Consider the following 26,977-nt stretch of genomic DNA (forward strand, 5'->3'; position numbering starts at 1 on the left):
GGGACTCCCGCCATCGCCGCCGTACAGGCCGAAGCGACGGCAAGGCAGGTACATCAACGGACGACATCCACCGGCACCGCCGCGCCCTGCACCCCATCGGCGCTCACGCGCAGCGTCGCCGGGCCCGACGCGCCGGGCCGCCCGCGCACGATCGCCAGCGCCAGCCCGCCGAACGCCGCGCGCTCGCGCGAGGGGAACGGGGTCATGTCGGTCGGATCGCCGTTGTCGGTGGCGACGATCTCGCCCGCGCCCTCGATGTCGAAGCGCAGGCGCAGGTTCGCGGTCGGCACCGGCGTGCCATGCGCATCCAGGACGAGTACCGTCGCGAACGCCAGGTCGCGGCCGTCGCCCTGGATCGCATCGCGGTCGACGCTGAGCGCCAGCCGGGCCGGCGCGCCGGCGGTGCGCACGCTGTCGCTCGCCCACGGCTTGCCGTGCCTGTACGCCTGCACGCGCAGTTCGCCGGGCTGGTAGGTCACCTTGTCCCAGCGCAACCGGTATTCGTACGGCGCCTTCTTCTTGCGTCCCTGCGAGACGCCGTTGACGAACAGCTCGGCCTCGTCGCCCGAGGTGAACACGTGCACCGGCGTGACCTGCCCCTCGCGACCGGGCCAGGTCCAGTGCGGCAGCAGGTGCGCCATCGGCAGGTCCGGGCGCCAGCGCGACTGGTACAGCCAGTAGCGGTCTTTGGGGAATCCGGCCAGGTCGACGATGCCGGAGTACGAGCTGCGCGCGCTGTAGTACGGGGTCGGTTCGCCCAGGTAGTCGAAGCCGGTCCAGACGAACTCGCCCGCCACGAACGGGTGCCGGTCCAGCGTGGCGAACACCTTGTCGGCGGTGGAGCCGAAGTCCACCGCGTGCAGCTCGTAGGCGCTGACCTGGCGGCTCGCCGGATCGCCGCCGCGGCCATCGCGCACCGGCGCGCTGGCCAGCGGCGACACCGGGAACAGGTACACGCCGCGGCTGCTCAGCGCCGAGGCGGTCTCGCTGCCGATGATCGCCTTGCCCGGGAACGCCCTGTGGAAGGCGGGGTACTGCGGCGGCGTGCGGATGCGGTCGGTGCCCTCGAACTCCGGCTCCTGGCGGATGCCCTCGCCCTGGTAGTTGAGGCTGACCAGGTCGAACGCGGCGGCGAACGGCATGTCCGGCTTGGCCCAGTTCATCGAGGCGGTGGTCGGCCGGGTCGGGTCCTCCTCGCGCGCGATCGCGCCCAGGCGTCGGCCGATCGCCGCGCCGGCCTCGCCGGTGTACTGCTCGCCGACCTCGTTGCCCACGCTCCAGGCGATCACGGAAGGATGGTTGCGGTCGCGGCGCACCATCGCGCGCAGGTCGGGCTCGTGCCAGTCGGGAAAGACCAGGTGGAAATCCAGCGGCGTCTTGCGGCGCTCCCAGCTGTCGAACACCTCGTCGATCACCAGCAGGCCCATCGCGTCGGTCAGCTCGAGCAACTGCGGATCGGGCGGGTTGTGCGCCATGCGGATCGCGTTGGCGCCCATGCGCTGCAGGATCTCCAGCTGGCGCTGCGCGGCGCGCCGGTTGAACGCGGCGCCGAGCGCGCCGAGGTCGTGGTGCATGTTCACGCCCTGCAGCGGCACGCGCTCGCCGTTGACGATCAAGCCCCGTTGCGCATCGAACCGGAGCGTGCGGATGCCGAAGCGGGTCTCGTAGCGATCGACGACGCGGCCGTCGCGGGTCAGCGTGGTGACGGCGAGATAGCGGTTGGGCCGCTGGTTCGGCGGTGGCCCCCACAGGCGCGGCTTGTCGATGCGCGTGGCGGTCTCCACGTAGGCGCCGCGCTCGCCGGCGGCCAATGCCAGGCGCGCGCGCGGGATGCGCGCGACGGTGGCGGCGCTCGCCTTGCCGTCCGCATCGAGCGCGAAGATCTCGGTATCCACGAAGACCTGCGCATCCTCGCGACCGTCGTTGTCGACCGCCACGCGCAGCTCGACGGTGGCGGCCTGCGCGGAGGCCTCCGGCGTGGTGACGTGGGTCCCCCAGTGCGCGACGTGCACCGGCGCCGTGGTGGTCAGCCATACGTCGCGATACAGGCCGCCACCGGGATACCAGCGTGCGGATTCCGGCGGGTTGTCCAGGCGGATCGCCAGCTGGTTGCGGCCGCCGAAGTTCACGTACGGCGTCAGGTCCAGGCGCCAGCCGTTGTAGCCATACGGCCAGCCGCCGACCAGGTGGCCGTTGAGCCAGACCGTGGCGTACGACATCGCGCCGCCGACATCGAGGAACACCAAGCGGCCCGCGGCGGCGGCGGGGATGTCCAGCGTGCGCCGGTACCAGCCCACGCCCCAGCTCGGCAGCCGGCCCATGCCGCCGTACGGACCTTCGGCGAGGAACGGCCCGGCGATGGCCCAATCGTGCGGCAAGCTCACCGGCGTCCAGCCGCTGTCGTCGAAACCGGCCTGGACGAACTTCACGTCGCGGCCGGGATCGCCGGGCGGACGCGCATGGCGGCGCGCAGGATCGGCGATCAGGGGATTGGCGGTGGGCAGGATCCATGGCTTGAGCACCGGCCGCGTCGCCCGCACCTGCGCGGCGGCCTCCGGGCGCGCATCGGCGTCCTTGCCGTCGACGTTCCGCCCGGTCTCGGGCCGCACGTCGTAGTCGAGCCTGCCCTCGATGCCGGGCGGGTCGCCGCGATGGAAACGCCAGCCGGTGTCGAGCAGGACGCGCTCGCGCGGCGCCTGCGCCTGGGCATTCGGCACGGGCGCCAGCGATGCGAGCACAAGCGCGAGCAGGCACGTTGGCGACCTCATGTTTCCATCCCTCGAATCTCTGTTATCCGCCTGATTACCCGCAGGAGCGGTTTTGGCTGCGATGAGGCTTTCTCATCTGAGCCCCTGCACATGGATGTGCAGGCTGTTGCAGAAGGAGCTGCATGAAAGCCCCTTCGCGGCTGATGGCCCTAGGCCACCTAGACCCGCTCCCACAAAAGCTGCTCCCTCTGCTCTTCGACGCGATCTCACAGCCGATAGGCCCGCTTCGGCAGCCGGTAGGCCAGGTCGACGGCGACCTCGGCCGCTTCGTCCTCGTCGAGCCGGTGCTCGGCCACCAGCTTGGCGAGCACCGCGCAGTCGATGCGGCGCGCGACGTCGTGCCGCGCCGGGATCGACAGGAACGCGCGCGTGTCGTCGTTGAAGCCGACCGTGTTGTAGAAGCCGGCGCTGCTCAGGGTCTGTTCGCGGAAGCGCCACATGCCTTCCGGCGCATCGTGGAACCACCAGGCCGGGCCGAGCAGCAGGCTCGGGTAATGGCCGGCCAGCGGCGCCAGCTCGCGCGAGTAGGTGCTCTCGTCGAGCGTGAACAGAATCAGCTTGAACGCCGGCTCGTTGCCGAAGCGGTCGAGCAGCGGCTTGAGGGCCTGCACGTACTCGGTGCGCAGCGGGATGTCCGCGCCCTTGTCGCGGCCGTAGCGCGCGAACAGGCCGCGATTGTGGTTGCGGAAGCAGCCCGGGTGGATCTGCATCACCAACCCGTCGTCCAGGCTCATCGCCGCCATCTCGGTCAGCACCTGGGCCCGGAACAGCTCGGCCTCGGCGGCGTCGAAATCGCCGCGCACGATCTTGGCGAACAGCGCGCGCGCCTGCGCCGGCGGCAGGTCGGCGGTGGCGCAGCTGGGATGGCCATGGTCGGTGGAGGTCGCGCCCATCGAGGCGAAGAACGCGCGTCGCTGGCGATGCGCGCGCAGGTAGCCGTCCCAATCGTGCACGTCCTCGCCGGTCATCTCGCCGAAGCGGCGCAGCGCATCCGGGAACCGCTCGTGCTCCGGGTCGACCACCGGGTCCGGCCGGTATGCGGTGATCACGCGGCCCTTCCAGCCGCTGTCGCGGATCGCGGCGTGGTGCCGCAGCTCGTCCAGCGGCGACTCGGTGGTGGCGATGACCTCGATGTTGAAGCGCTCGAACAGCGCCCGCGGGCGGAACGCCGGGGTCTGCAGCGCCGCGGTGATGGTGTCGTAGTAGCGATCGGCGCTACCGGCATCCAGCCGCACGTCCAGCCCGAACACGTCCACGAACACGTGGTTGAGCCACATCGAGGACGGCGTGCCGCGGAACAGGTGGTAGTGCTCGGCGAACGCCCGCCACGCCGCACGCGGATCGACCGCGGCACGCGAACCGTCGGCACGCGGGATGCCGAGCGCATCCAGGTCCACGCCCTGGCTGTACAGCATGCGGAACACGTAGTGGTCCGGCACCAGCAGCAGCTCGGTGGCATCGGCGAACGGCGCGTCCTCGGCGAACCAGGCCGGATCGGTATGCCCGTGCGGACTGACGATCGGCAACCGCGCGACCTGCGCATACAGGCGGCGGGCGATGCCGCGCTGGACCGGATCGGAAGGAAACAGGCGGTTCTCGTCGAGATGGAGGGGCTTGGCGTTCATTCGGGGCATCGTCGCATGTCGGTCCGTCGTCCCGGGCAAGGCCCCGGACGGGAACGGGAAGGGAAGGTCAGCGTTCCGGGCTCTCCGGCGCACCGAGGTGGCTGTCGTCGCGCGCGCCGCCGCGCAGCACTTCCACGCGCTGGAACACCACGCCCGGGTCGATCCGCCACAACCTGAGGGGCTGCGCCCCGGCCGCGGCGCGATGGCGGGTCACGGCCACGTAGGCGCGCTCGGACACCGCTCGGGTCCAGGCGACCTTGGCCGGCGTGTCGGCACCGGTGGGAGCGGGCTCGAGCGCCATGCGCACCACCTGCGGCGGTTCGTCGCCGAGGGAGACGCCGAAGCGCAGGCCCTCGCCGCCGCGGAAATCGAGCGTCGGCGACACGGTCACGCGCACCTCGACCTCGCCGGCGCCGCGCAGCCACAACGGGTACTCCAGGCGCGGGCCATCGGCCGACAGCGGCGACTCCGGCGCCGTCTGCGGCCAGGAAGTCACGCCGGACAGGGTGCGTCCCAGGTTCGGGATCGTGATCCAGTCCACGCCGTCGCCGCCCACGGCGCGCGCATGGTGCTCGGCCTCGACCGCGACGATGCCGTGGCACTCGACGAAGCCTCGCGCCTGCGGCGGGATCGCGCATGCCGGCACGGCCGGTGCCACGGCCGGCGGGGCCGCCGCGGCCTTCGCGTCCACCCGCTGCACCGCCGGCGGCACGTTGCGGTCAGGCTGCTGCCAGCTCGTGTAGCCGATGCGGGGCTGCGACATCATGTGCCGCCATTTGCCGCCGGCGATGTCCTGTTCGTAGTGGCGCTGCAGCTCCGCATCGCGCTCGAAGCGTCGTTGCACCTCGTCGGCCCAGTGGTTGGCCGAGGCCAGCCCCAGCGCGGCGTCGCGCCGGTTGCGGGCCTGGGCGATGTACATCGCATCGAGGTTCGACAGCGCCAGCACCGGGTATTCGACCAGCTGGAAGAACGCATCATGGGCGTCGGCCGGGAGTTCGCGCTTCACCGCGTCCATGCGGGCGATCAGTGCGTTCCATTCGGCCTCGATGCGGTCGGCCTCGCCGCTGGCCAGGTCCCAGGTGGTGGCATCGGTCAGTTCCGGCGTGCGGCGGGCGCTGTACTGCGCATAGCGGGTCAGGATCTCCCCGATCGCCTCGGCATGGCGCTCGCCGAACTGCGCGGCGGCCCAGCGCGCCGGATAGGCGGCCAGCCGGTCCAGGGTCATCGCCTCGGGCTTCCATGCCTGGTCGAGGAAGAAGCTGATCGGCCACTCCATCGGCTTCAGGTCGCCGACGTTGACCACCCACAGCTGCCGCACGCCATGCGACCAGGCCAGGTTCATCTGTTCCCAGGTGCGTTCGATCTGCGTGGTGTTGAGCCACTTGTAGTTGCGCGGAGTGCCGACGTAGTCGAAGTGGTAGTACACACCGTAGCCGCCCGCCCGCGCCTGACCCGGCTTCGGCAGGCGGCGGAGGTTGCCCCAGTTGTCGTCGGCGAACAGCAGGGTCACGTCGTCGGGCACCTGCATGCCCTGGTCGTAGTAGTCCTGCACCTCCTTGTACAGCGCCCACACCTGCGGGGTCCGTTCGGCCGGCTTGCCGGTGACCTCGGCGAGGATGCGGCGCTGGTCGGCGACGATGCCCTCCAGCAGGGAGATCGCGGTGCCCTCGGACATCGGTTCGTCGCCGTCGCCGCGCATGCCCAGGGTGACCACGCCTTCGCGGTCGCCCATGCGCTCGATGCCCTTGCGCCAGAACACCTGCAGCGCCTCGCGGTTGCGGGCGTAGTCCCAGGGCCCGCTGCCGTAGCGCTTCCACTCCACGTGCGCGCGCATCATCGGCTCGTGGTGGCTGGTGCCGACCACCACGCCGTACTCGTCGGCCAGTTCGGCATTGCGAGGGTCGTCGTCGTAGAAGGCGCGCCCCCACATCGCCGGCCACAGGTAGTTGCCCTTCTGCCGCAGGAGCAACTGGAACACGCGCTCGTAGAAGCGGTGGTTGGGGCCGCCGTAGGTCGCCTTCATCCAGCCGCCCAGCGCCGGGTCCTCGTCGTTGATGAAGATGCCGCGATAGCGCACCGCCGGCGCATCGGCGAAGCGGCCGGGCGCCACGTACGCCGCGGCTTTCCTCGGCACGGGCACGTCGGCCCACCACTGCCAGGGCGACACGCCGAGCCGGCGCGACAGCTCGTAGAGGCCGAAGATGGTGCCGCGCTTGTCGGCGCCGGCGATCAGCAGCGCGCGTTCGATTCCCGGTTCCGGGTTTTCCACCACTTGCAGCAGATAGGCTTCCCATCGTCCGGCCACGCCGCGCGTGTCGATGTTCCTCTCGCGCACGATGCGGTCCACGCGCGGGCTACGGCCCAGCGTGCCGGCGATGATCGCGGCAGGCAGCGGCGCGGCGGTGTCGTTGGCGAACACCGCTTCCAGGCCGGCGACGTTGGACAGATCGTCGCGCAGGTCGCGCGCGGCGCGCAGCACGCCCGGGAAATCGCCCGCGTCGGCAAGGACCGCGACCGGATGGCCGCGCTCGATCAACGGCAGCGCGCCGGCGACGGTGCGCTCGCATACCGCGGCCGGTTCGTTGCAGCGGGCTTCGTCGGGCGCTGCCGCCTGCGCGGGCGGCGCCCACGAGGCGAACGCGAGCGGGAGCAAAGCGAGTATCCAGGCGCGGTAGGCAGGCATCGTCATCTCGGAAAGTCGTCCCTCGTTCCCGCAGGAGCGGCGCGCGCCGCGACAGGACCTTCCTCATCGCGGCACGGGCCGTTCCTGCGCATGTTCATCGCGCTTCCAGCCGCGCCGGTTCCAGCGCCGGCGCCAACGCGTGCACCACCAGCAGCGCGAGCAGGTAGGCCGATCCCGCCATCAGGAACACCGGTACGTAGCTGCCCGTGGTTTCCAGCAGGAAGCCGGTGAAGGTGGCGATCATCATGCCGCCCACCGCCCCGGCGAACCCGCCGATGCCGACGACGGAAGCCACCGCGTGGCGCGGGAACATGTCCGAGGTCAGCGTGAACACGTTGGCGGACCAGCCCTGGTGGCCGGCGGTCGCCAGCCCGATCAGCAGCACCGCCACCCACAGGTCGTCGGCCCTGGCGGCGAACACGATCGGCACCACGCACAGCGCGCACACCAGCATCGCCCCCTTGCGCGCGCGGTTGACGCTCCAACCGCGCTTGATGAAGCGCCCAGCGAGCCAGCCTCCGGCGATGCTGCCCACGTCCGCCAGCAGGAAGATCGCCACCAGCGGCAAGCCCAGGCCCAGCAGGCTGAGGCCGTACTCGGCGTGCAGGAACTTGGGCAGCCAGAACAGGAAGAACCACCAGATCGGGTCGGTGATGAACTTGGCGGCGACGAACGCCCAGGTCTGGCGGTGGCGCAGCAGGCGCGCCCATGGCACGCGCACCGCCGGCTCCGGCGGATCGCTGCGGATGTGCGCCAGCTCCTCCGCCGACAGCCGCGGGTGCCGTTCCGGCGCGCGATACAGCAGCAGCCAGGCGACCAGCCAGGTCGCACTCAGCAGGCCCGTGCACAGGAACGCCGCCTGCCATCCCCAGGCCACCGCCACCACCGGCACCAGCAGCGGGGCGACGATGGCCCCGATGTTGGAGCCCGAGTTGAAGATGCCGGTGGCCAGCGCGCGCTCGCGGCGCGGGAACCATTCGGCCACGGTCTTGATCGCGGCCGGGAAATTGCCGGCCTCGCCCAGCCCGAGCATGAACCGCGCTAGCGCGAAGCCCATCACGCTGCCCGCCAGCGCATGGCCCATCGCCGCCAGGCTCCAGACGCCGATCGCGATGGCGTAGCCGACACGGGTACCGAGCCGGTCGATCACCGCGCCGGCGCACAGCAGGCCCAGCGCGTACGCCGCCTGGAAGGCGGTGACGATGTAGCCGTACTCGATCTCGTTCCAGCCGATGTGTTCCTGCAGGAACGGCGCGAGCACGCCCAGCACCTGCCGGTCGATGTAGTTGATGGTGGTCGCGGCCAGCAGCATCGCGCAGATGCGCCACCGATAGCGGCCGACGCGCGGCGGCGCCTCGCTCGACCGCACTTCGGCAACGCCGCTCGCACGCTGTTCCATCTCGTCTCCCCGGGGGCGCGGCCGGGCCACGCGTTGATAGCGCTATCACTATCACAGCCATCCTGCGGGAACCATCTGCACTGCAGCGAAGCTGCAGGATCGCAGTCACGTGGTCCGTATGAAGCGATGGCGAGGATCGCGATTTCCGTCGCGCATGCCATCGATATCCATTTTCCCGGGGATTTTTCGTCCCCTGCGTCCAGGCGGCTCATGGCAGCGCTGTCATTCCCCGGTCGCGGCAGCCCCGGCGATCGCGTTTGCTGCTGCGCAGCGTGACGCTCCTGGTGATAGCGCTATCATCCGCCGCACCGTCAAGAGCCGGTTTTTCGGATGCGCGTTGCATCCACGCATAGGGGACATGGGCGGCTCGCGGCACGCAGGTCACCAATCCGGAGGGAGTGAGGTGAAGCAGCACTTGAACGTCAGCGCGCTCGCGCGTGCATTGAGCATCGCGTTGCTCGCCGGCACGAGCGGCCATGTCCTGGCGCAACAGGCGGCACCGGCCGACCAGGCGCAGCCGGCCTCGCCCCCGGCATCCGGCGTCACCGACCTCGACAAGGTGCAGGTCACCGGCTATCGCCGCAGCATCCAGTTCTCCACCGACGCCAAGCGCGATTCGACCGGCTTCACCGATTCGGTGTTCGCCGAGGACATCGGCAAGTTCCCCGACACCAACATCGCCGAGTCGCTCAACCGCATTCCCGGCATCCAGCTCGAACGCGACGTCAACGGCGAGGGCCTGAACATCGCCATCCGCGGCCTGCCCAACAGCTTCACCAAGACCGTGATCAACGGCAACCCGGTTGCCACCGCCTCGATCGGCCTGAACAACCAGAGCCAGAACCGCGAGGTCGACCTCAACCTGTTCCCCACCGAGTTCTTCACCCAGCTCACGGTCAACAAGACGCCCAAGGCCAGCCTGGTCGAAGGCGGCATCTCCGGCGTGGTCGACATGCGCACCGCGCGCCCGTTCGACCGCCCCGGCACGCACCTGACCTACCAGATCCAGGGCAGCTACAACGACATCAGCGACAAGGTCACCCCGCTGGGCTCGGCGATCGGCAGCTGGACCAACAGCGAAGGCACCTTCGGCGTGCTCGTCGGCGTCACTTCCACGCGCGGCAAGATCGGCGTGGAAGGCTACGAGACCGTCGGCTGGACCAATCCCGGCCTCAGCTACACCCAGTGCGGCCTGGCCGCGCCGGCCGGCACGGATCCGAACACCGGCCGCCCGGCCGCGTGCAACGTCGGGGGCGGCGGCAATTGGCTGATCCCCACCACGGTACCGGACAACGCATCGGCCATCGGCGCCGGGCTGACGCCCGGCGCGGTGATCGACAAGGACATGCTGCTGGCGCTGAACCCCGGCCTGAGCATCGACCAGATCAGCGAGGCGCTGATCCCGCGCCTGGGCCGCCCGGTGCACATGTCCGGCGACCGCGACCGCGACGGCGCGATCGCCTCGCTGGAGTGGCGGCCGAACGACCGGATGAACTTCTATTTGGACGCGATGTTCACCAAGGCGCACCGCACCAACGAGCGCATCGACGTCAACCTGGTCGGCCGCAACTTCGCCGCCAACGGCATGATCCCGATCGACATGCAGGTCGACGGCAACGGCGTGGTCACCGACGCCACGTTCGCCAACGCGCAGTTCTTCCTGGAAGCGCGCCCGTACATCGAGGACGTGAAGTACTGGAGCGTCAACCCCGGCGGCACGTTCTGGTTCGGCTCGGACGGCAACGTCAAGCTCGACGTGCAGGCCAACGCCACCCGCAGCTGGATGTTCCGCGAGTCGCCCACCATCCTGGTCAACTCGCCCTACACCACCGTGCAATACACCAACGACGGCGGCGTGCCGCGCTGGACCACCGACCTGGACCTCAACGATCCCAACATCGGCTGGACCTGGACCGGCGGCCGCGTCAACGTGCAGAACGAGAAGCGCGTGACCGAGACCAAGGGCGCGCGCGCCGACCTGCAGCTCGGCGAGGACAAGCGCAACGTCAAGGTCGGCGTGGCCTACGACGAGAACATGCGCCGCATCCAGGGCTTCGACAACAGCACGGCCTGGCAGACGTACGTGCTGTCGACCGTGTCCGACGCGCAACTGGCGCAGTACCTGCGCCCGGGCCGGTACGGCTTCATCACCGCCGACTTCGACGCCTTCAAGCGCGCCACCGATTACTACCAGTACCGCGACGACGCGCCCGAATCGGCCGGTCCCAACACCGGCGCCTCCACCGGCGGGCTCGAGGAACGCACCTGGGCCGCCTACATCGAGATGAACGGCGAGACCGAGATACTGGACCGCCTGCTGCGCTTCAACGCCGGCGTGCGCTACGCCTCCACCAAGCAGGAGATCAGCGGCCCGGTCACGCTCGGCGGCGTGCGCCGCTGGCAGACCCTGAAGGGCGACTACGACGAGTACCTGCCGTCGTTCAGCGCCGCCTGGGACGTGGCCGACAGCGTGGTGCTGAGAATGTCCGCCTCGCGCGCGATGACCCGGCCCAATCCCAGTTCGATGCTGCCGGCCACCTCGCTCAGCTGGCCGACCGCGGACCTCGCCACGCAGGGCAACCCCAACCTGAAGCCGTACACCTCGACCAACCTCGACCTGGGCGGCGAGTGGTATACCGGCGGCGAAGGCATGGTCGGCCTGACCTTCTTCAACAAGCGCATCGAGGGCTATACCTACCTCGGCACCACCACGATGCCGTTCTCGCAGCTGGGCATCCCCTTCGACGAACTGGACGCGGTCCAGCAGAGCGCGATCAACTCGCGCGGCGGCCCGAACAGCGCGCTGGTGGCGGTCTCGCAGCAGGTCAACGCCAACGCCACGCTCAACGTGCGCGGCTGGGAAGTGATCTGGGTGCAGCCGCTGGACTTCGTGTTCGACGGGCTGGGCATCCAGGCCAACTACACCGACATCAACCTGTCGGCCGACGGCGACGACGCCGACAAGCTCAGCGGCAACCTGTACGGCATCGCGCCCAAGCTGTGGAACGCGACCGCGTACTGGGAGAACAAGGGCCTCTCGGCGCGGGTGTCGTACACGCACACCGACTCGGTGATCGGCACCGGCCCGAACCAGAACGGCATCCCGTACGCGCAGATCATCGGCGAGTCGCGCGGGCAATGGGACATGTCGGCGAGCTACACGCTGCCGTGGATCAAGTCCTCGCCGCAGATCACCCTCAACGTGATCAACATCGCCGGCAAGGCGCGCCGTTCCAACTTCTACTGGGACAACGCGGTCAACGACATCTACGACCCCGGCCGCACCATCATGCTGGGCCTCCGCGGCTCGTTCTAGGATCGACGGCCCCTCTCCGCGGAGAGGGGCTCCCAAGGATGACTTCCCCCCCACTGCCGGCTTCCATGAACGATCGCACCCAAACCCTCTCCATCGGCGAGAAAGTCGGCTACAGCCTGGGCGACCTGGCCGCCAACCTGATCTTCCAGACCCTGGTCACCTTCCTGGCGTTCTTCTACACCGACGTCTACCGGATACCCGCCGGTACCGCCGCCAGCATCATCTTCGTGGTGGGCCTGCTGGGCGCGTTCGTGTTCACGCCGCTGATCGGCCTCGTCGCCGACCGCACCCGCAGCCGCTGGGGCAAGTTCCGCCCCTGGCTGCTATGGACGGCGCTGCCGTTCGGCGCGCTGTCGCTGCTCGCGTTCTCGACGCCGTCGCTGGGCGAGACCGGCAAGGTGGTCTACGCGCTGGCCACCTACACGCTGCTGATGCTGGTGTACGTGGCCAACAACCTGCCATACGCCGCCCTCAGCGGCGTGCTCACCGGCAACATGGCCCAGCGCAACAGCCTGTCCTCGTACCGCTTCGTCGCGGTGATGATCGCGCAGTTCATCATCCAGGTGCTGCTGCTGCCGCTGGTGCTGATCCTGGGCGGCGGCGACAAGGCCAAGGGATTCGAACACACCATGGCGCTGTTCGCGGCGATAGGCACGGTGTTCTTCCTGATCACCTTCTTCTCCACCCGCGAGCGCATCGTGCCGCGCCCGGAGCAAACGTCCTCGGTGCGCCAGGACCTGCTCGACCTGGCCGGCAACGGGCCGTGGCGGGTGATGCTCGCGCTCACCGTGCTGGTGTTCGTCACGCTCGCCCTGAAGGGCGGCATGTACGTCTACTACTTCAAGTACTACCTCGATCCGCAGGCGCTCGCCGGCTTCATCGACCAGGTAGGCCTCCACCGGCTGATCGCCGGCATCGACGCCATGCTCACCGGCATGGGCCTGGAGAGCCTGCACTGGCCCGAAGACCCGGCGACCTCGGCGTTCAGCCTGTTCAGCGCCGCCGGCATCATCTTCATGATCGTCGGCATCGGCTTCTCCAAGCCGCTGGCCGATCGCTTCAGCAAGCGCAACGTGTTCGCCGGCGCCTTGCTGCTGGCCACGCTGTGCCTGCTGGCGTTCTGGTTCTTCACCCCGCAGGCGATCTGGGCGGTGGTGTTCGCCTACATCCTGCACGGCTTCTTCTACGGCATCACCACGCCCTTGCTGTGGGCGATGATCGCCGACGTCGCCGACTATTCGGAATGGAAGACCGGCCGCCGCGCCACCGCGATCATCTTCTCGGCGATGCTGTGCGGGCTCAAGGTCGGCCTCAGCATCGGCGGCGCGCTGGTCGCCGCCATCCTCGCCAGCTACGGCTACGACGCCGCCGCGCCGGTGCAGTCGCCGCAGGTGGCGCACGGCATACGCCTGACGGTCAGCCTCTACAGCGCCGTGCCCTTCCTCGCCGGCATCGCCCTGCTGGCCCTGTACCGCATCGACAAGCGGATGGAAAGCCGCATCGAACAGGAACTGGACGCACGCCGCGCCACCGCTTGATCCTCCCACCACCGCACGCCCCCATGAGCGAACCACTCGATCCCGAACGCCTGAAAGCCCTCAATGCCAGCGCCCTGTCGCCGCCGCTGGTGACCCACATCCACACCGCCGATCCCTCCGCGCACGTGTTCGAGGGACGGGTCTACGTCTATCCGTCGCACGACATCGAGCGCGGGGTCGGCTTCAACGACAACGGCGATCACTTCATGATGGAGGACTACCACGTCTTCCGGCAGGACTCGCCGGAAAGCGAAGCCGTCGATTGCGGCGTGGCCCTGCACCTGGACCAGGTGCCGTGGGCGCACCGGCAGATGTGGGCGCCGGACGCGGCGGAGAAGGACGGCACCTACTACCTCTACTTCCCGGCCAAGCGCGAGGACGGCCTGTTCCAGATCGGCGTCGCCAGCGGCCCGCGCCCGGAAGGCCCGTTCGTGCCCGAGCCGGAACCGATCGCCGGCAGCTATTCGATCGACCCGGCGGTGTTCGCCGACGAGGACGGCGCGTATTACCTGTACTTCGGCGGCCTGTGGGGCGGACAGCTCCAGCACTACCGCGACAACCGCTACGACCCGGCGCTTGCCGAGCCGGCCGCCGACGAGCCGGCGCTCGGCCCGCGCGTGGGCCGCCTCGCCGACGACATGAAGCGGTTCGCCGAGCCGCCGCGCGAGGTGCTCATCCTCGACGAGCACGGGCAGCCGCTGCGTGCCGGCGACAACGCCCGCCGCTATTTCGAGGCGCCGTGGCTGCATCGCTACAACGGCCGCTATTACCTGTCGTACTCCACCGGCGACACCCATCTATTGTGCTACGCGGTGGGCGACAGCCCGTACGGCCCGTTCACCTACAAGGGCGTGCTGCTCACGCCGGTGGTCGGCTGGACCACGCACCACTCCATCCTCGAGTTCGGCGGGCGCTGGTGGCTCTACTACCACGACTCGATCCTGTCAGGCGGGCTGACCCACCTGCGCAACGTCAAGGTCGCCGAGATCTTCTACGAAGAGGACGGCAGCATCCGTACCCTGCATCCGTACGGCGGCTGAGACCGATGCACGTCGACATCGCCCAGCGCGCGCTCCCTCCCGGCGCGCTGCTGGAGCTCCGCCACGGATCGATCGCCGTCGAGGTGGCGCCCGAGGCCGGTGGGCGCATCGCCCAGGTCCACCGCCACGGCACGTCGTGGCTGGTCGGCCACGACGAGGGCAACGCCGCCGCCATCGCCTGGGGCTGCTATCCGATGCTGCCGTGGGCCGGGCGCATCCGCCACGGCGAGTTCCGCTTCGACGGCCACGACTATCGGCTGCCGCGTACCTTCGGCGCGCATGCGATCCATGGCGTCGGCTTCCTGCGGCCGTGGCAGGTCGAGTCGCACACGGCGGCGCGATGCCGCCTGTCGCTGGCGCTTCCGGAGGACGAGCAGTGGCCGTTCGGCGGCGTGGCCACGCAGGTCATGGAATTGCACGACGACGGCCTGCTGCTCACGATGTCGATGCAGGCCGTGCAGCGCGCGATGCCGCTGCCGGTGATCGGGTGGCACCCCTGGTTCCGCAAGCCGGATCGCCTGGATTTCGTGCCCGAGGCCATGTATCCGCGCGACCGCGAAGGCCTTGCCACGCGGCCGCCCGTGGCGCCCTCCGCGGGCCCCTGGGACGACTGCTTCATCCATCCCGGCCCGGTCCGCCTCCACCGCGGCGGCGACGAACTGGTCCTCGGTTCCGATTGCCGGCACTGGGTGGTCTACGACGAGCCCGGCCATGCCACCTGCGTGGAACCGCAGACCGGCCCGCCGGACGCCTTCAACCTGCAACCGGACGCGCGCCTGCTGCCGGGGCAATCGGTCCAGGCCTGGTTCCGCTGGCAGTGGCGGTGACGGCGTCCGCGGCAGGTGTGTATGCTCGCCGCGTGGAGACCCTGACCCCCGCCGACATCGCCGAACGCGTCGCCCGGTTGCGGATCGAACACCGCGAACTGGACGCGCACATCGCCGCGATGATCGAGGACGCGCAGTCCGACGAACTGGCGATCAAGCGGCTGAAGAAGCGCAAGCTGCAGCTCAAGGACTGCATCGCGCGCCTGGAGAGCATGCTGATCCCGGACGAGCCGGCCTGAAGGCGCCGGCAACGCCCGTATGGGATCGCGTATACCGGATCAATCTTCGTCGCCGCCAGCCAGCATCGCGCGAACGCCATCTTCCAGCGGCCAAGGATGCCGGCCGACAAGCCGGCCACCTTGACGGGATCGAAGGTCCCAAGCAGTTGCGGACCAGGATGTTGCGGAAACCGCTGGTCTCGCGCCGCGAATGCGCGGGAACCGCCGAATTGGCGGCCCGGCCTGCAACTGCCGTCCTTCCTGGAGCGCAGATCGCCCAACAGCATGGCGGCGTCCTCTCGTGCGCGGCCCTTGCGCCGCGCCATCCCACCCCGACCTCCGCAGGGCCTCAGTCGACCGGCGCGCCGGTCGTTTCCGCCTCCACCTTCGCCGCCGCCGGGCTCACCCGCTCGATGGTGTGTCGCAGCTCGCGGCCTAAGATGAACTTGGCGTCCTTTGCCCACGCGTCCAGGCGCTCGTCGAACACCAGCTTGCTGTTCTCGTCCGGCCACACCAGCTTCAGCTCGCGCAGCTTCTGGATGAAGCCGCGGAACAGCGCCTTGTCGAAGAACTCCGGCGCCGCCGGCGCGTACAGCAGGCTCAAGCGCTGCGCGGCCTGCTGGCACAGGCTCTCCAGCTCGGCGGCGCCGAGCGTGCCGGGTCCGTTCTTGGCCAGCACCGAGATGGTGATGTAGTAGCGCTCGAACGCCTGCTGCAGCGAGTGGCCGATGGCGCGCAGCCGGAACACCTCGTCGGTCTGCCCGGTGTTGCGCGCGAGCAGGCCGTCGCCTTCGTCGTTGACGTGCAGCAGCAGGCCCTCGCGCACGAACACCTCGATGGTGCGGTCGATGCGCTCGGCGAACTCGTCCTCGCTCCACGGCAGGAACAGCTCGGCCTGCAGGAACGGGTACACCGAGCGCCCCAGCCGCAGCAGGGTACCGCGGTTCATGCGCCGGTTGTTCTGGAAGCAACACGCCACCCACGAGGCCGCGGTGAACAGGTGCAGCACGTTGTTGCGGAAATAGCTCAACAGCACCGCGGTGTCGCCGCTGACGCCGAGCACGTCGCCGAGCGGATGCGGCGTGCGCGTGAGCACGGCGATCTCCTCGGCGTGGGCGATGATTCGCTCGGGCGAATGCGGGGTGACCGTGACCCGGTCCGAGTACGGCAGCTCGGCCAGCAGCTTCTTGCACAGCTCGATCTGCGCGATCAGGTCGGCCTCGCCCATCGCATGCTTGGGCGTGGACAGCAGCGCCAGCGCCAGCAGGTTGATCGGGTTGACGTCGGCGGCGCCGTTGACGTGCACCTGGATCCGCTGGGCCAGCGTGTCGACGGCGCGCGCCAGCCATGCCGGCTTCTCCTCCTCGGAGACCGGCTGGCCGTTCCACTCCGGCGCCTGCTCGGCCAGCACGTCGTCCAGCGCGATCGGCTCGCCGAAGTTCACCACCACCTGGCCGTAGTTCTGCTTGAGCACCTTGGGGATGCCCCACAGCAGCGCCCAGATCGACTCCTTCTCCTTCGGCCGGCCGGACAATTCGTCCAGGTAGCTGCGGCCTTCCATCAGCTTCTCGTAGCCGATGTAGACCGGCTGGAACAGCACCGGGCGCCGCTGCTGACGCAGGTAGGCGCGCACCGTCATCGCGATCGATCCGCCCTTGGGCTGGAGCAGCCGGCCGGTGCGCGAGCGCCCGCCCTCGATGAAGTACTCGATCGAGTAGCCGCCCGACACCAGCTGTGCCATGTACTCGCGGAAGACCGCCGAGTACAGCGCGTTGCCCTTGAAGGTGCGCCGCGCGAAGAAGGCGCCGCCCTTGCGCAGCAGCGTGCCGACCACCGGCAGGTTGAGGTTGACGCCGGCGAAGATGTGCGGCGGCACGATGCCGCGTTCGTACAGCAGGTACGACAGCAGCAGGTAGTCCATGTGGCTGCGGTGGCTGGGCACGTACACGATCTCGTAGCCCGGCGCGGCCTGCTTGAACTTGTCCAGGTGGTGCACCAGCACGCCGGCGTAGATCCGGTTCCAGACGTGGCTGAGCAGGAAGCTGGCCGAGCGCACCACCGGGCTGGAGTAGTCCGCGGCGATCTCCCAGGCATAGGCCTGGGCCTTGCGCCAGGCATCGACCGGCTTGCTGTTGTCGCGCTTGGCCTGCGCGGCGATCGCCTCGCGCACCGGCTCGGCCGCCAGCACCTGGTCCACGAGCGTGCGGCGGGTCGACAGGTCGGGCCCGATCACCGCCTCGCGGATGCGGCGGAAGTGGGTGCGCAGCACGCGTTGCAGCTTGCGCAGCGTGCGCTCGGGCTGCAGGCCCTCGTCCACGGTCTGGCGCAGCGAGATCGGCGGCGAGAAGCGGACGATGGTGGTGCGGCCGTTGAGCAGCACCGCCAGCAGGCGGCGGAAGCGGCCGACCAGCGCCCAGTTCTCCGAGAACAGCACCGCGAACCAGCCGCTCTGCCGGTCCGGGGCGCGGCCGACGAAGATCGACACCGGCACCAGGTGCACGTCCAGGTCGGGCCGGGTGCGGTGCGCCTGCAGCAGCTTGGCGAGCGAATCGGAGTGGGTCCTGGCGCCGCGCTGCTCGGGGATCAGCGAATTGCTGGAACTGCGCCGCGACAGCGCCAGGTAGGCGCGCTTGCGCTGCAACGGGTCGCCGGGCAGCGGCACCAGCGGCGACGGCAGCCCGGCCTGGCGGCAGGCCTTGTCGAGGATCAGCGCGTTGGACAGGCCGTAGTCCTCCAGCACGTACACGACCGGGCGGCCATCGTTGTACTGGCCCGGCTGCTCCGGCTCGATGGTCAGCTCCAGCCAGGGCTCGGCCAGCCGGCCGAGCAGGCGCGCCCACAACGGGCGGCGCTCGCTCTTCTGCGGCGCGACGGCCGGTACCGGCGCGGTCGCGGCCGGGAGCGGATCGGAGGTGGGCGCGGGCTCGGCGGCGGTCGCGGCGTCCTGCGGCGCCGACGTGGCCGGACGCTCGTCCGGGAAGGGCAACGGATTCTGTTCTGGCATCGGCGGCATTATCGCCCAGCCGTCGGGGCGGTGTCCGGCGGCGACGGCGCCGGCACCGGGCTGGCCAGCAGCTGCGCGACCTCGTCCTGGGTCTGCCGCAGGTACCAGCGGCCTTCGCGCCGCACCAGGCTGGCGGTGGTGTCGATCTCGGCGGCGGCCAGCGGATAGTGGATGCGCACCTGCGCCTGGTCGCCCTGTTGGCTGACCAGCCCGCTGCGCAGCTCGTCCAGGGTGGTGTCCAGCGGCAGGTCGTAGCGGGCCAGCACGGCCTTGACCGTGGCGAAGAACGGACCGAGCCGGCGCAGGCTTTCCTCCATGCCGGCTTCGCGCAGCGCGGCCTCGCTGCCGAGGCCGGTCTTGCGCGCGGCCGCGGCCAGCTCGGCGATCGCCTGCCGGGCCAGGCCGCGGTCGGCCAGGGGCGCCGAGGCCGCCCATTGGCTGAGCGCGGTCACCAGTTGCACGTAATGGCCCCGCTGCTCCGGGCTGTAGCTGCCCTGGTTGCGCAGGTACTGCACGCCGAACATGCCCAGCGACTGCGCCGCCTCGCGGATCCCGGCGGCCTGACCGGCGAACTGCTGGTCGAAGGACTTCTGCAGGGTCTTCTCGGCGTCCGGCCGCGACAGTGCGGCCAGCAATGCCGGCAGTTCGTCCGACAGCGGCAGTTCGGTCAACGGCCAGCGGCTGCGGCCTTCGCGCCAGGCGGTCTCCAGCTGGCCGTACTGGGCCGGGGTCACCATCGTCTTGGCATAGGCGACGAGATCGTTGTTGCGCAGGTGCACCACGAACTGGTGCACGGCCGCGGACGGCGCCGCGTCGGCGCCGGGCAGGGGCTCGGCGGAATGCCGGTTGCACCCTGCCCCCAGCACGGCGGCGGCCAGCAGCAGCCAGGGCAGCAGGGACGGCGGGCGGAGCCGGGCAAGCGAAGGCGGCATGGGCGGTTTCGATTTCCCCGATCGATCCGCCATCTTGCGGGTTGGTGATGACCGCGGCAAGGCAACGCCCGGACCGGCGCTGCGACCCTTGTCCGCGCTGTCTCCGCCGCGGACAAATGTGGACAGGCATGTCCGCGCATGCCCAAGTGTTTCATTCCCATGGCATGCCCCGGCGAATATTGCAGTGCATCATGTAAACGCTTGCAGTTCCTGATAGCGTGCGCGCCGCCTCATTTCCGGGGCCTCGGTGGAGAGCGAGGGCGGGGAGTGACCGGAACACGCGCCAATTGCCAAGCAGTCATCACCAGGCCAGCCCGCCGGCTCGGCCTTGCATTCGCCCTGCTTGTCCCGGCCTGGGCCGGCATGGCGCAGGACCTGCCGCCGCGCGAGCAGTGGCGGGCCAGCAGTTCATCGCAGCAGGTCCAGGCCATGGCGGTCGAGCACCTGATCGATGGCGATCCGGCGACCCGCACCGGCGGCGCCTTCAGCCCGGGCCACTGGTTCCAGATCGACCTGGGCCATGCGGCGATGCTGGGCGGCGTCCGCCTGCAATGGGACCTGGCCAATCCCGAGGGCTACCGCCTCCAGACCTCGGTCGACGGCACCCGGTGGCAGGACGCCTACGCCATGCCCGATTCGCTGGGCGGCACCGAGACCGTGTTCTTCTCGCCGCGCAGCGCGCGCTATCTGCGCCTGGCCAGCCCCGATCGCACGGCCGACTGGGGCGTGTCGATCTACGAGATGGAGCCGCTGGCCGCGTCCGCCAGCGCGCGCGTGGCCGGGTTCGACCCGGCGCAGGCCGCCGCGCTCTGGCAAGGCGGCGGCGCGGTCGCGATCCCGGCCGCGCGCGATCGCGGGCACGCGCTGGAGATCGCGCTACCGCGCGCCCTGCCGACGGCCGGCCTGGCCGTGGACTGGGCCGGCCCGCACGGCGCGGCCCGGCTGCAGGCCCAGGACGCACGGGGTCGCTGGAGCGAACTGGCACGCGATCCCCAGGCCGGCAGCCGCCAGAGCAGCTGGCTCGCCGGCAACGCCGCGGTGACCGCACGGGCCCTGCGCCTGGTGGTCGAGGGCGACGCGCCCCGGGTGGCGCGCATACGCCTGCTGGGACCGGCGGCGACCATGACGCCGATGAAGCGCTACCAGATCGCCGCCACCGGCGCGCAGCGCGCGTTGTTCCCGGCCTCGCTGCACCTGCAGCAGACCTATTGGACCGCGGTCGGCGTGCATGCCGGCCGGCAGAAATCGATCTTCGACGAATACGGCAACCTGGAAGCGTTCAAGGGCGCGCCGCTGGTGCAGCCGATCTGGCGCAATGCCGACGGTACCGCCGCCGGTGCCGCCGACCGGCCGGTACGGCATGCGCTGCGCGACGGCTGGAAGCCGATGCCGTCGGTCGCCTGGACCCCGCAACCCGGGCTGGAGCTGCAGAGCGAGGCGTTCGCGGTCGAGCTCGGCGGCCAGCCGGTCACGTTCGTGCGCCATCGCCTGCGCAACACCGGCAGCGTCCCGGTGGACGGCACCCTGTCGCTGGCGGTGCGGCCGATGCAGATGAACCCGCCGTGGCAGAACGGGGGACTGTCGCCGATCCGCGACGTCGTCATCGAAGGCCAGGCCGTGCGCGTCAACGACCGGCGCCTGCTGCACTCGCTGACGCCGGTGGATGCCGCCGGCGCCGCGCCGTTCGGTCCGGACGGCAGCACCGAGATCACCGCCGCGATCGCGGCAGGCCAGTTGCCGGCGACGCCGAAGGCGCACGATCCCGACGGCCTGGCCGCCGCCGCGTTGGCCTACCGGGTCCGCCTCGCACCGGGCGCCAGCCGCTCGGTGGTGGTCGCCTTCCCGCTCGGCACCGCGGCCGCGGCCGCCGACGGCACGCTGCCGGAAGCGCCGGCGCCGGACCTGGGCGACGCGCCGCGCGACCCGGACGCCGCCTTCGATGCGCTGGCCGCGCGCGCCTCCGCCGACTGGCAGGCCCGGCTCGGCCAGGTCGGCCTGCGCCTGCCCGATCCCTCGCTCGTGGACATGCTGCGCGCGCAGGCCGCGTACATGCTGATCAACCAGACCGGCCCGGCGATGCAGCCCGGCCCGCGCAACTACAACCGTTCCTTCATCCGCGACGGCATGGCCACCTCGGCGGTGCTGCTGCGCATGGGCGAGTCGAAGGTCGCGCGCGACTACCTGGCCTGGTACAGCGAGCACGGCGTGCATCCCAACGGCCTGGTCTCGCCGATCCTCAACGACGACGGCACCGTCAACACCGGGTTCGGCTCGGACATCGAGTACGACAGCCAAGGCCAGTACATCGCGCTGGTCGCCGACGTTGCGCGGTTGGACGGCGGCCCGGAAACGGTGCGCGCCTACCTGCCGAAGGTGAAGGCCGCGATGCGCTTCTTGCAGGAATTGCGCGAACGCACGCTGGTGCCGGGCTACATGGCGGGCCAGCCGGCGCCGGAACGTTTCGCCGGCATCCTGGCGCCGTCGATCAGCCACGAGGGCTATCCCTCGCCGACGCACAGCTACTGGGACGACTACTGGGGCCTGAAGGGCTGGCACGACGGCGCCTGGCTGGCCGAATCGCTCGGCGACCACGAAACCGCCGCGTGGGCGCGCGAACAGTACCGCGCGCTGCACGATTCGCTGGCCGCGTCGATCCGCGCGACGATGGCATGGAAGGGCGCCGACTTCATCCCGGCCTCGGCCGACCTCGGCGATGGCGACCCGACCAGCGTCTCGATCGCGCTCGATCCCACCGGCGCGCAGGACGTGCTGCCGCAGGACGCATTGCGCACCACCTTCGCGCGCTACCTGGACGACGTGCGCAAGCGCACCCGCCCCGGCGCGCTGTACGCCTACACGCCGTACGAGATCCGCAACGTGCTCAGCTACGTGCACATGGACCAGCCGGCCGTGGCCGACGAGCTGCTGCAGGACTTCCTGCGCGACCGCCGCCCGCAGGAATGGCAGGTGCTGGCCGAGGTGGTGCACTCGCGGCCGCGCTTTCCGCGCTACCTCGGCGACATGCCGCACACCTGGATCGGCGCGGAGTACGCGCGGACCCTGTTCGGCATGCTGATGCGCGAGGACGACGACGCCTTGTCGCTGCTGCCCGGCGCGCCGCCGGCGTGGCTGGCCGGCGAGGGCCTGGCCATCGATCGCCTGCCCACCGCCTATGGCACGCTGCGCCTGCAGGCGCGCCAGGATGGCGGACGCCTGCGGCTCTCGCTCGGCGAGGGCCTGCGCGCGGACGCGGCGCTGCGCGTCTGGTGGCCGGCGCGCACGCGCCCGAAACAGGTGCGCGTCGACGGCCGCGTCGTGCGCGACTACGACGCCAGCGGCGTCCTGCTGGAACGTCCCTTCCGCACGCTGGAGGCGCAATGGTGATCCGCGCACGCAGGGCCCGCGGCGACGGCGGCGTCACCATCCGCGACGTCGCCCGCCAGGCCAACGTCTCGGTGGCGACGGTGTCGCGCACCATCAACGGCCAGCAGCACGTCGCCGAAGCCGTGCGCCAGCGCGTGATGCAGGCGGCGCAGGCGCTGCACTACGTGCCGCACCATGCCGCGCGCAGCCTCAGCAGCCGGCGCACCCACACCATCGGCGTGGTGTTGCCGGACCTGTACGGCGAGTTCTTCTCCGAGCTGATCCGCGGCATCGACCAGGGCGCGCGCCAGCACGGCTACCACCTGCTGGTATCCAGCCACCACGGCCGCATCGACGAGCAGCGCAGCGCGCTGCAGCGCCTGCCCGGGCGCGTGGACGGCGTCCTGATGATGGCGCCGTGCAGCGACGAGAGCGGATTGTTCGACGGCCTGCCGGTCCACCTGCCGGCGGTGCTGCTCAACAGCGGCCCGCACTCGGCGCGCTATCCCGCGCTGGGCGTGGACAACTACGGCGGCGCGCGCGCGATGACGCGCCACCTGATCGATGCCGGCCATCGCCGCATCGCCTTCGTCGGCGGACCGCAGGACAGCTTCGACGCGCACGAACGCCTGCGCGGCTATCGCGACGAGATGGCCCACGCCGGCCTGCCGCCCTGGGACCTGCCGGGCCTGTTCGACGAAGCCTCCGGCTACCGCGCCGGCCAGTCGCTGGCGAGCGGCGAGCGCCCGGACGCCGTGTTCGCGGCCAACGACACCATGGCGCTGGGCTGCCTGTTCGCCCTGAACCACGCCGGCCTGCAGGTGCCCGACGACATCGCCCTGGCCGGTTTCGACGACGTCCCGCTGGCGCGCTACGTGCACCCCGCGCTGACCACGATGCACGTGGACATCGCCGGGCTCGGCGCGCGCGCCCTGCAACTGCTGATCGACCAGCTTTCTCTCCCGGCAGATGACGCGAATCCTACGGCGCCGTCCACCTCCGGGATCGTTCCCGAACTGATCGTCCGCGCCTCGAGCGCCCCCCGGAGGCCCCGCATGGCCTGATCCCTTCGCACCCGCGTCACCCGCCCACTGCTTTTTTGCATCTTCGATTCGCTCCAGTTCCAAACCACCCGTCTTGCGCTGTCCCTTGGGAGAGGGTTGCCATGAAGAAGAATCAAAATCCGTTGTCGAGCCTGCCCGCGCGCAGCCTGCTGTACTGCGCCCTGGCCACCGGCCTGTTCGCCGCCGCGCCGCTGGCGCTGGCGCAGACCAGTACCGCCACGCTGCGCGGCCAGGTCGCCGCCGCGCAGAGCGGCGCCGAAGTCACCGTCACCAACGTCGCCACCGGCTCGGTGCGCCGCGCGCCGGTCAACGCCGGCGGCAGCTACACGATCGTCGGCCTGCCGCCGGGCACCTACACCGTCGAATCCGGCGGCGTCAGCCGCACCGTCACGCTGTCGGTGGCCTCCACCGCCACCGTCAACCTGGAGGCGCAAGCGCAGGCGCCGGCCGGCGACGCCACCACGCTCGCGGCCGTGAACGTGTCCGCGCCGCTGATCCGCGACGTGAAGACCTCCGAGGTCGGCAACACCGTCTCGCTGCGCCAGATCCAGCAGTTGCCGCAGGCCACGCGCAACTTCCTGGAATTCGCCGACACCGTGCCGGGCATGGTGTTCCAGATCGACGGCGACGGGAACACCAAGCTGCGCGGCGGCGCCTCCAACGCCAGCTCCGGCAACCTGTACATCGACGGTGTCGGCCAGAAGAGCTACGTGCGCAGCGGCGGCATCGCCGGCCAGAGCGACACCCAGGGCAACCCGTTCCCGCAGCTGGCGATCGGCGAGTACAAGGTCATCACCTCGAACTACAAGGCCGAGTACGGCCAGGTCAGCGGCGCGGCGATCACCGCGGCGACCAAGTCCGGCACCAACGAGTTCCACGGCGAGGTGTTCTACCGCTACACCGACCAGGACCTGCGCGACAAGCGGCCCGACGAGGAGAAGTCCGGCAAGATCGACTCGCAGACCAAGGAGTACGGCTTCGCGCTGGGTGGCCCGATCATCAAGGACCGCATGCACTTCTTCGTGGCCTACGAAGGCAAGGACAACGTGGTGCCCAAGAGCGTGCAGCCCGATGCCAATGCGGGCCCCTATGTCGGCTACCTGCCTTCCAACATCAGCAGCCAGTACGGCGCGGCCAACATGCCGTTCTCCGAGGACCTGTACTTCGGCAAGATCGACTTCGAGCCGACCGACCGCGACCGCTTCGAACTGAGCGGCCTGTACCGCGACGAAACCCAGGTCGGCAATGTAGGCGACACCGATGCGCCGGACCATGGCGTCAACAAGATCAACAAGGACAAGCGCGCCACCCTGCGCTGGCAGCACAGCGCCGACGCCTGGTACAACGAGTTGATCGTCGGCACCGAGGACTCGGAGAACAACCCGACGCCGATGAGCATCGGCAATGGTGTCGTCTACAAGTACCTCAACTACAACGATCCGAACATCGGCGAGTACACCTACCTGGCGACCGGCTCGGCAGGTGGCCTGAACGTGCAGCGCAAGCAACAGAAGGGCTGGTTCCTGCAGAACGACCTGACCTTCACCAGCTTCCAGTGGCACGGCGACCACACCATCAAGATGGGCGTCAGCTACAAGGACGTCGAACTGACCGCCCAGGACGCGGCCGCGCTGAATCCACAGTTCGCCTACTCGGTCGACGCCAACGGCGTGGCGTCGACGCCGTACCGCGTGGACTTCGTCGCGCCCTTCGACACGCCCGGGCAGAAGGCCACCGTCAAGTCGCCGTCCAAGCAGTACGGCATCTACATCCAGGACGATTGGGCGGTCAACGACAAGCTGATGCTCAACATCGGCGTGCGCTACGACTACGAGGACACCCCGGCCTATACCGACTTCGTCACCTCGCAGGCGTACGTCGACGCGCTGTACTCGGACGACCCGCAGAATCCGGGCCATCCGTGGGCCGACCGCCTGCTTGCCACCGGCATCAACGTCGCCGACTACATCAGCACCGGCCACAACCGCAAGAACTTCAAGGATGCCTGGGCACCGCGCTTCGGCTTCTCCTACGACTTCTTCGGCGACGAGACCGCGGTGCTGCACGGCGGTGCCGCCCGCTCCTACGACCGCAACCTGTTCGAGCAGCTGGCGCTGGAAACCAGCAAGTCCGCGTTGTCGCCGGTGGTGGTGTATTTCCAGAACCCGGCCACCGGCGCCTGCTACAAGGCCGACAACACCTGCGTCGCGTGGGACCCGCGCTTCCTGCAGGGCGTGGACCAGCTCAACACCATCCCGGGCGTCGGCAAGAGCGCCGAGCTGTTCCTGTTCAACAACAAGCTCAAGACGCCGTACAGCGACCAGTACAGCATCGGCATCAGCAACCAGGTCGGCGAGTGGCTGACCGACGTGACGTTCCAGCGCATCCTCAGCTACGACGGCTTCGCGATGTCGCTGGTCAACCGCTTCCCGGACGGCTCGTACTTCAGCCCCACCGGCGGTGCGCCGTGGGACCAGCCGGTGCCGGGCTACCGCAACAGCATCCTCGGCATGAACGGCCTGGAGCAGCGTTCGAGCCAGGTGCTGCTGTCGGCCGAGAAGCCCTACACCAAGGAATCGGGCTGGGGCCTGACGCTGTCCTATACCCATACCAGCGCGCGCCAGAACCGCAACATCGACGAGCCGTATGCGTTCGACAAGCCGACCATCCACGACTATCCGTTCGTGAAGTCCAACGCGGTCTCGGCGCACCGCTTCGTCGCCTCCGGTTCGATCGACGGCCCATGGGGCGTTACCTTCGGTGCCAAGCTCGTGCTGGCCACGCCCATGCCGCAGAACACCATCGCCTGCTTTGGCCACACCGATCCCGATGGCGCGACTTGCCAACAGATCGGGTTCGTGCCGCCGGGCAGCGGCAAGTTCCTGTTCGGCGGCAATATCTGGGGCTACCGCACGGTTGATTTCCAGGCCACCAAGGAGTTCACCGTGTACAAGGACTTCAAGATGTCGGCGCGCATCAACCTGCTCAACGCCTTCAACTTCAAGAACTACAACACGTACGTCTACGGTGGTCCGAACGGAGCCGGCAACTACTTCGGCACCGGGGGCGCGCTGGATACCAGCTACGTTTCGATCAACCGGAGCGGCGAAATCCTGTACGTCCCGCGCACGGTGACGTTCGAGATCGGCGCGAAGTTCTGATCCGATCCATCGCGATCCCGGCCCATGCATCGCATGCAT

General features: G+C 69.7%; 14 protein-coding genes. 8 read left to right on the forward strand and 6 right to left on the reverse strand.

The features are described 5' to 3' along the window. Positions 1-53: 53 nt before the first annotated feature. The 4 genes from galB to M3M27_RS19550 form a co-directional block, all read right to left on the reverse strand. Positions 54-2,768, reverse strand: coding sequence for a beta-galactosidase GalB (galB, locus tag M3M27_RS19535; RefSeq protein ID WP_434026700.1), 2,715 nt, complete (start codon positions 2,766-2,768; stop codon positions 54-56). 206 nt (positions 2,769-2,974) lie between these two features. Then, entirely contained in the window at positions 2,975-4,393 is a 1,419-nt protein-coding gene (gene uxaC, locus M3M27_RS19540; protein WP_434026701.1) for a glucuronate isomerase, read from the reverse strand. 67 nt (positions 4,394-4,460) lie between these two features. Beyond that, positions 4,461-7,076: a glycosyl hydrolase 115 family protein gene (locus M3M27_RS19545; RefSeq protein ID WP_434026702.1), complete on the reverse strand. Its 2,616-nt coding sequence runs from the start codon at positions 7,074-7,076 to the stop codon at positions 4,461-4,463. 94 nt (positions 7,077-7,170) lie between these two features. Then, positions 7,171-8,475 (reverse strand): MFS transporter, encoded by a 1,305-nt coding sequence (locus M3M27_RS19550; protein ID WP_434026703.1) that lies wholly within the window; start codon positions 8,473-8,475, stop codon positions 7,171-7,173. Between the two features lie 403 nt (positions 8,476-8,878). Between M3M27_RS19550 and M3M27_RS19555 the strand changes: the two genes are divergently transcribed. From M3M27_RS19555 to M3M27_RS19575, 5 genes are all read left to right on the forward strand, one after another. Further along, positions 8,879-11,791, forward strand: a complete 2,913-nt coding sequence (locus tag M3M27_RS19555) for a TonB-dependent receptor (protein WP_434026704.1) — start codon at positions 8,879-8,881, stop codon at positions 11,789-11,791. 65 nt (positions 11,792-11,856) lie between these two features. Continuing rightward, entirely contained in the window at positions 11,857-13,329 is a 1,473-nt protein-coding gene (locus tag M3M27_RS19560) for an MFS transporter (RefSeq protein WP_434026705.1), read from the forward strand. 23 nt (positions 13,330-13,352) lie between these two features. Then, on the forward strand, positions 13,353-14,369 hold the full coding sequence (locus M3M27_RS19565) for a glycoside hydrolase family 43 protein (RefSeq protein ID WP_140727959.1): 1,017 nt from the start codon (positions 13,353-13,355) through the stop codon (positions 14,367-14,369). Between the two features lie 5 nt (positions 14,370-14,374). Next, positions 14,375-15,196 (forward strand): aldose 1-epimerase, encoded by an 822-nt coding sequence (locus tag M3M27_RS19570; protein WP_434026706.1) that lies wholly within the window; start codon positions 14,375-14,377, stop codon positions 15,194-15,196. A gap of 32 nt (positions 15,197-15,228) precedes the next feature. Beyond that, positions 15,229-15,435 carry a YdcH family protein gene (locus M3M27_RS19575; RefSeq protein WP_140727957.1) on the forward strand — a complete coding sequence of 69 codons (207 nt, stop codon included), beginning with the start codon at positions 15,229-15,231 and terminating at the stop codon, positions 15,433-15,435. Positions 15,436-15,763: 328 nt separating this feature from the next. Here the strand turns inward: M3M27_RS19575 and plsB are convergent, their stop codons facing one another. Continuing rightward, positions 15,764-18,427 carry a glycerol-3-phosphate 1-O-acyltransferase PlsB gene (plsB, locus tag M3M27_RS19580; protein WP_434026707.1) on the reverse strand — a complete coding sequence of 888 codons (2,664 nt, stop codon included), beginning with the start codon at positions 18,425-18,427 and terminating at the stop codon, positions 15,764-15,766. Then, on the reverse strand, positions 18,427-19,350 hold the full coding sequence (locus M3M27_RS19585; RefSeq protein ID WP_140727955.1) for a hypothetical protein: 924 nt from the start codon (positions 19,348-19,350) through the stop codon (positions 18,427-18,429). The genes plsB and M3M27_RS19585 overlap by 1 nt, the downstream gene beginning before the upstream one ends. Positions 19,351-19,713: 363 nt before the next feature. Between M3M27_RS19585 and M3M27_RS19590 the strand changes: the two genes are divergently transcribed. The 3 genes from M3M27_RS19590 to M3M27_RS19600 all read left to right on the forward strand — a co-directional run bounded on the left by M3M27_RS19590 (position 19,714) and on the right by M3M27_RS19600 (position 26,938). Further along, a complete protein-coding gene (locus M3M27_RS19590; protein ID WP_434026708.1) occupies positions 19,714-22,734 on the forward strand; it encodes a galactose-binding domain-containing protein in 3,021 nt (1,006 codons plus the stop codon). Next, positions 22,728-23,777 (forward strand): LacI family DNA-binding transcriptional regulator, encoded by a 1,050-nt coding sequence (locus tag M3M27_RS19595; protein ID WP_434026709.1) that lies wholly within the window; start codon positions 22,728-22,730, stop codon positions 23,775-23,777. The genes M3M27_RS19590 and M3M27_RS19595 overlap by 7 nt, the downstream gene beginning before the upstream one ends. Positions 23,778-23,878: 101 nt before the next feature. Beyond that, on the forward strand, positions 23,879-26,938 hold the full coding sequence (locus tag M3M27_RS19600) for a TonB-dependent receptor domain-containing protein (protein WP_140727952.1): 3,060 nt from the start codon (positions 23,879-23,881) through the stop codon (positions 26,936-26,938). The last annotated feature ends 39 nt before the right edge of the window (positions 26,939-26,977 follow it).

The organism is Xanthomonas boreopolis (assembly GCF_046529185.1).
Taxonomy (GTDB): domain Bacteria; phylum Pseudomonadota; class Gammaproteobacteria; order Xanthomonadales; family Xanthomonadaceae; genus Pseudomonas_S; species Pseudomonas_S boreopolis.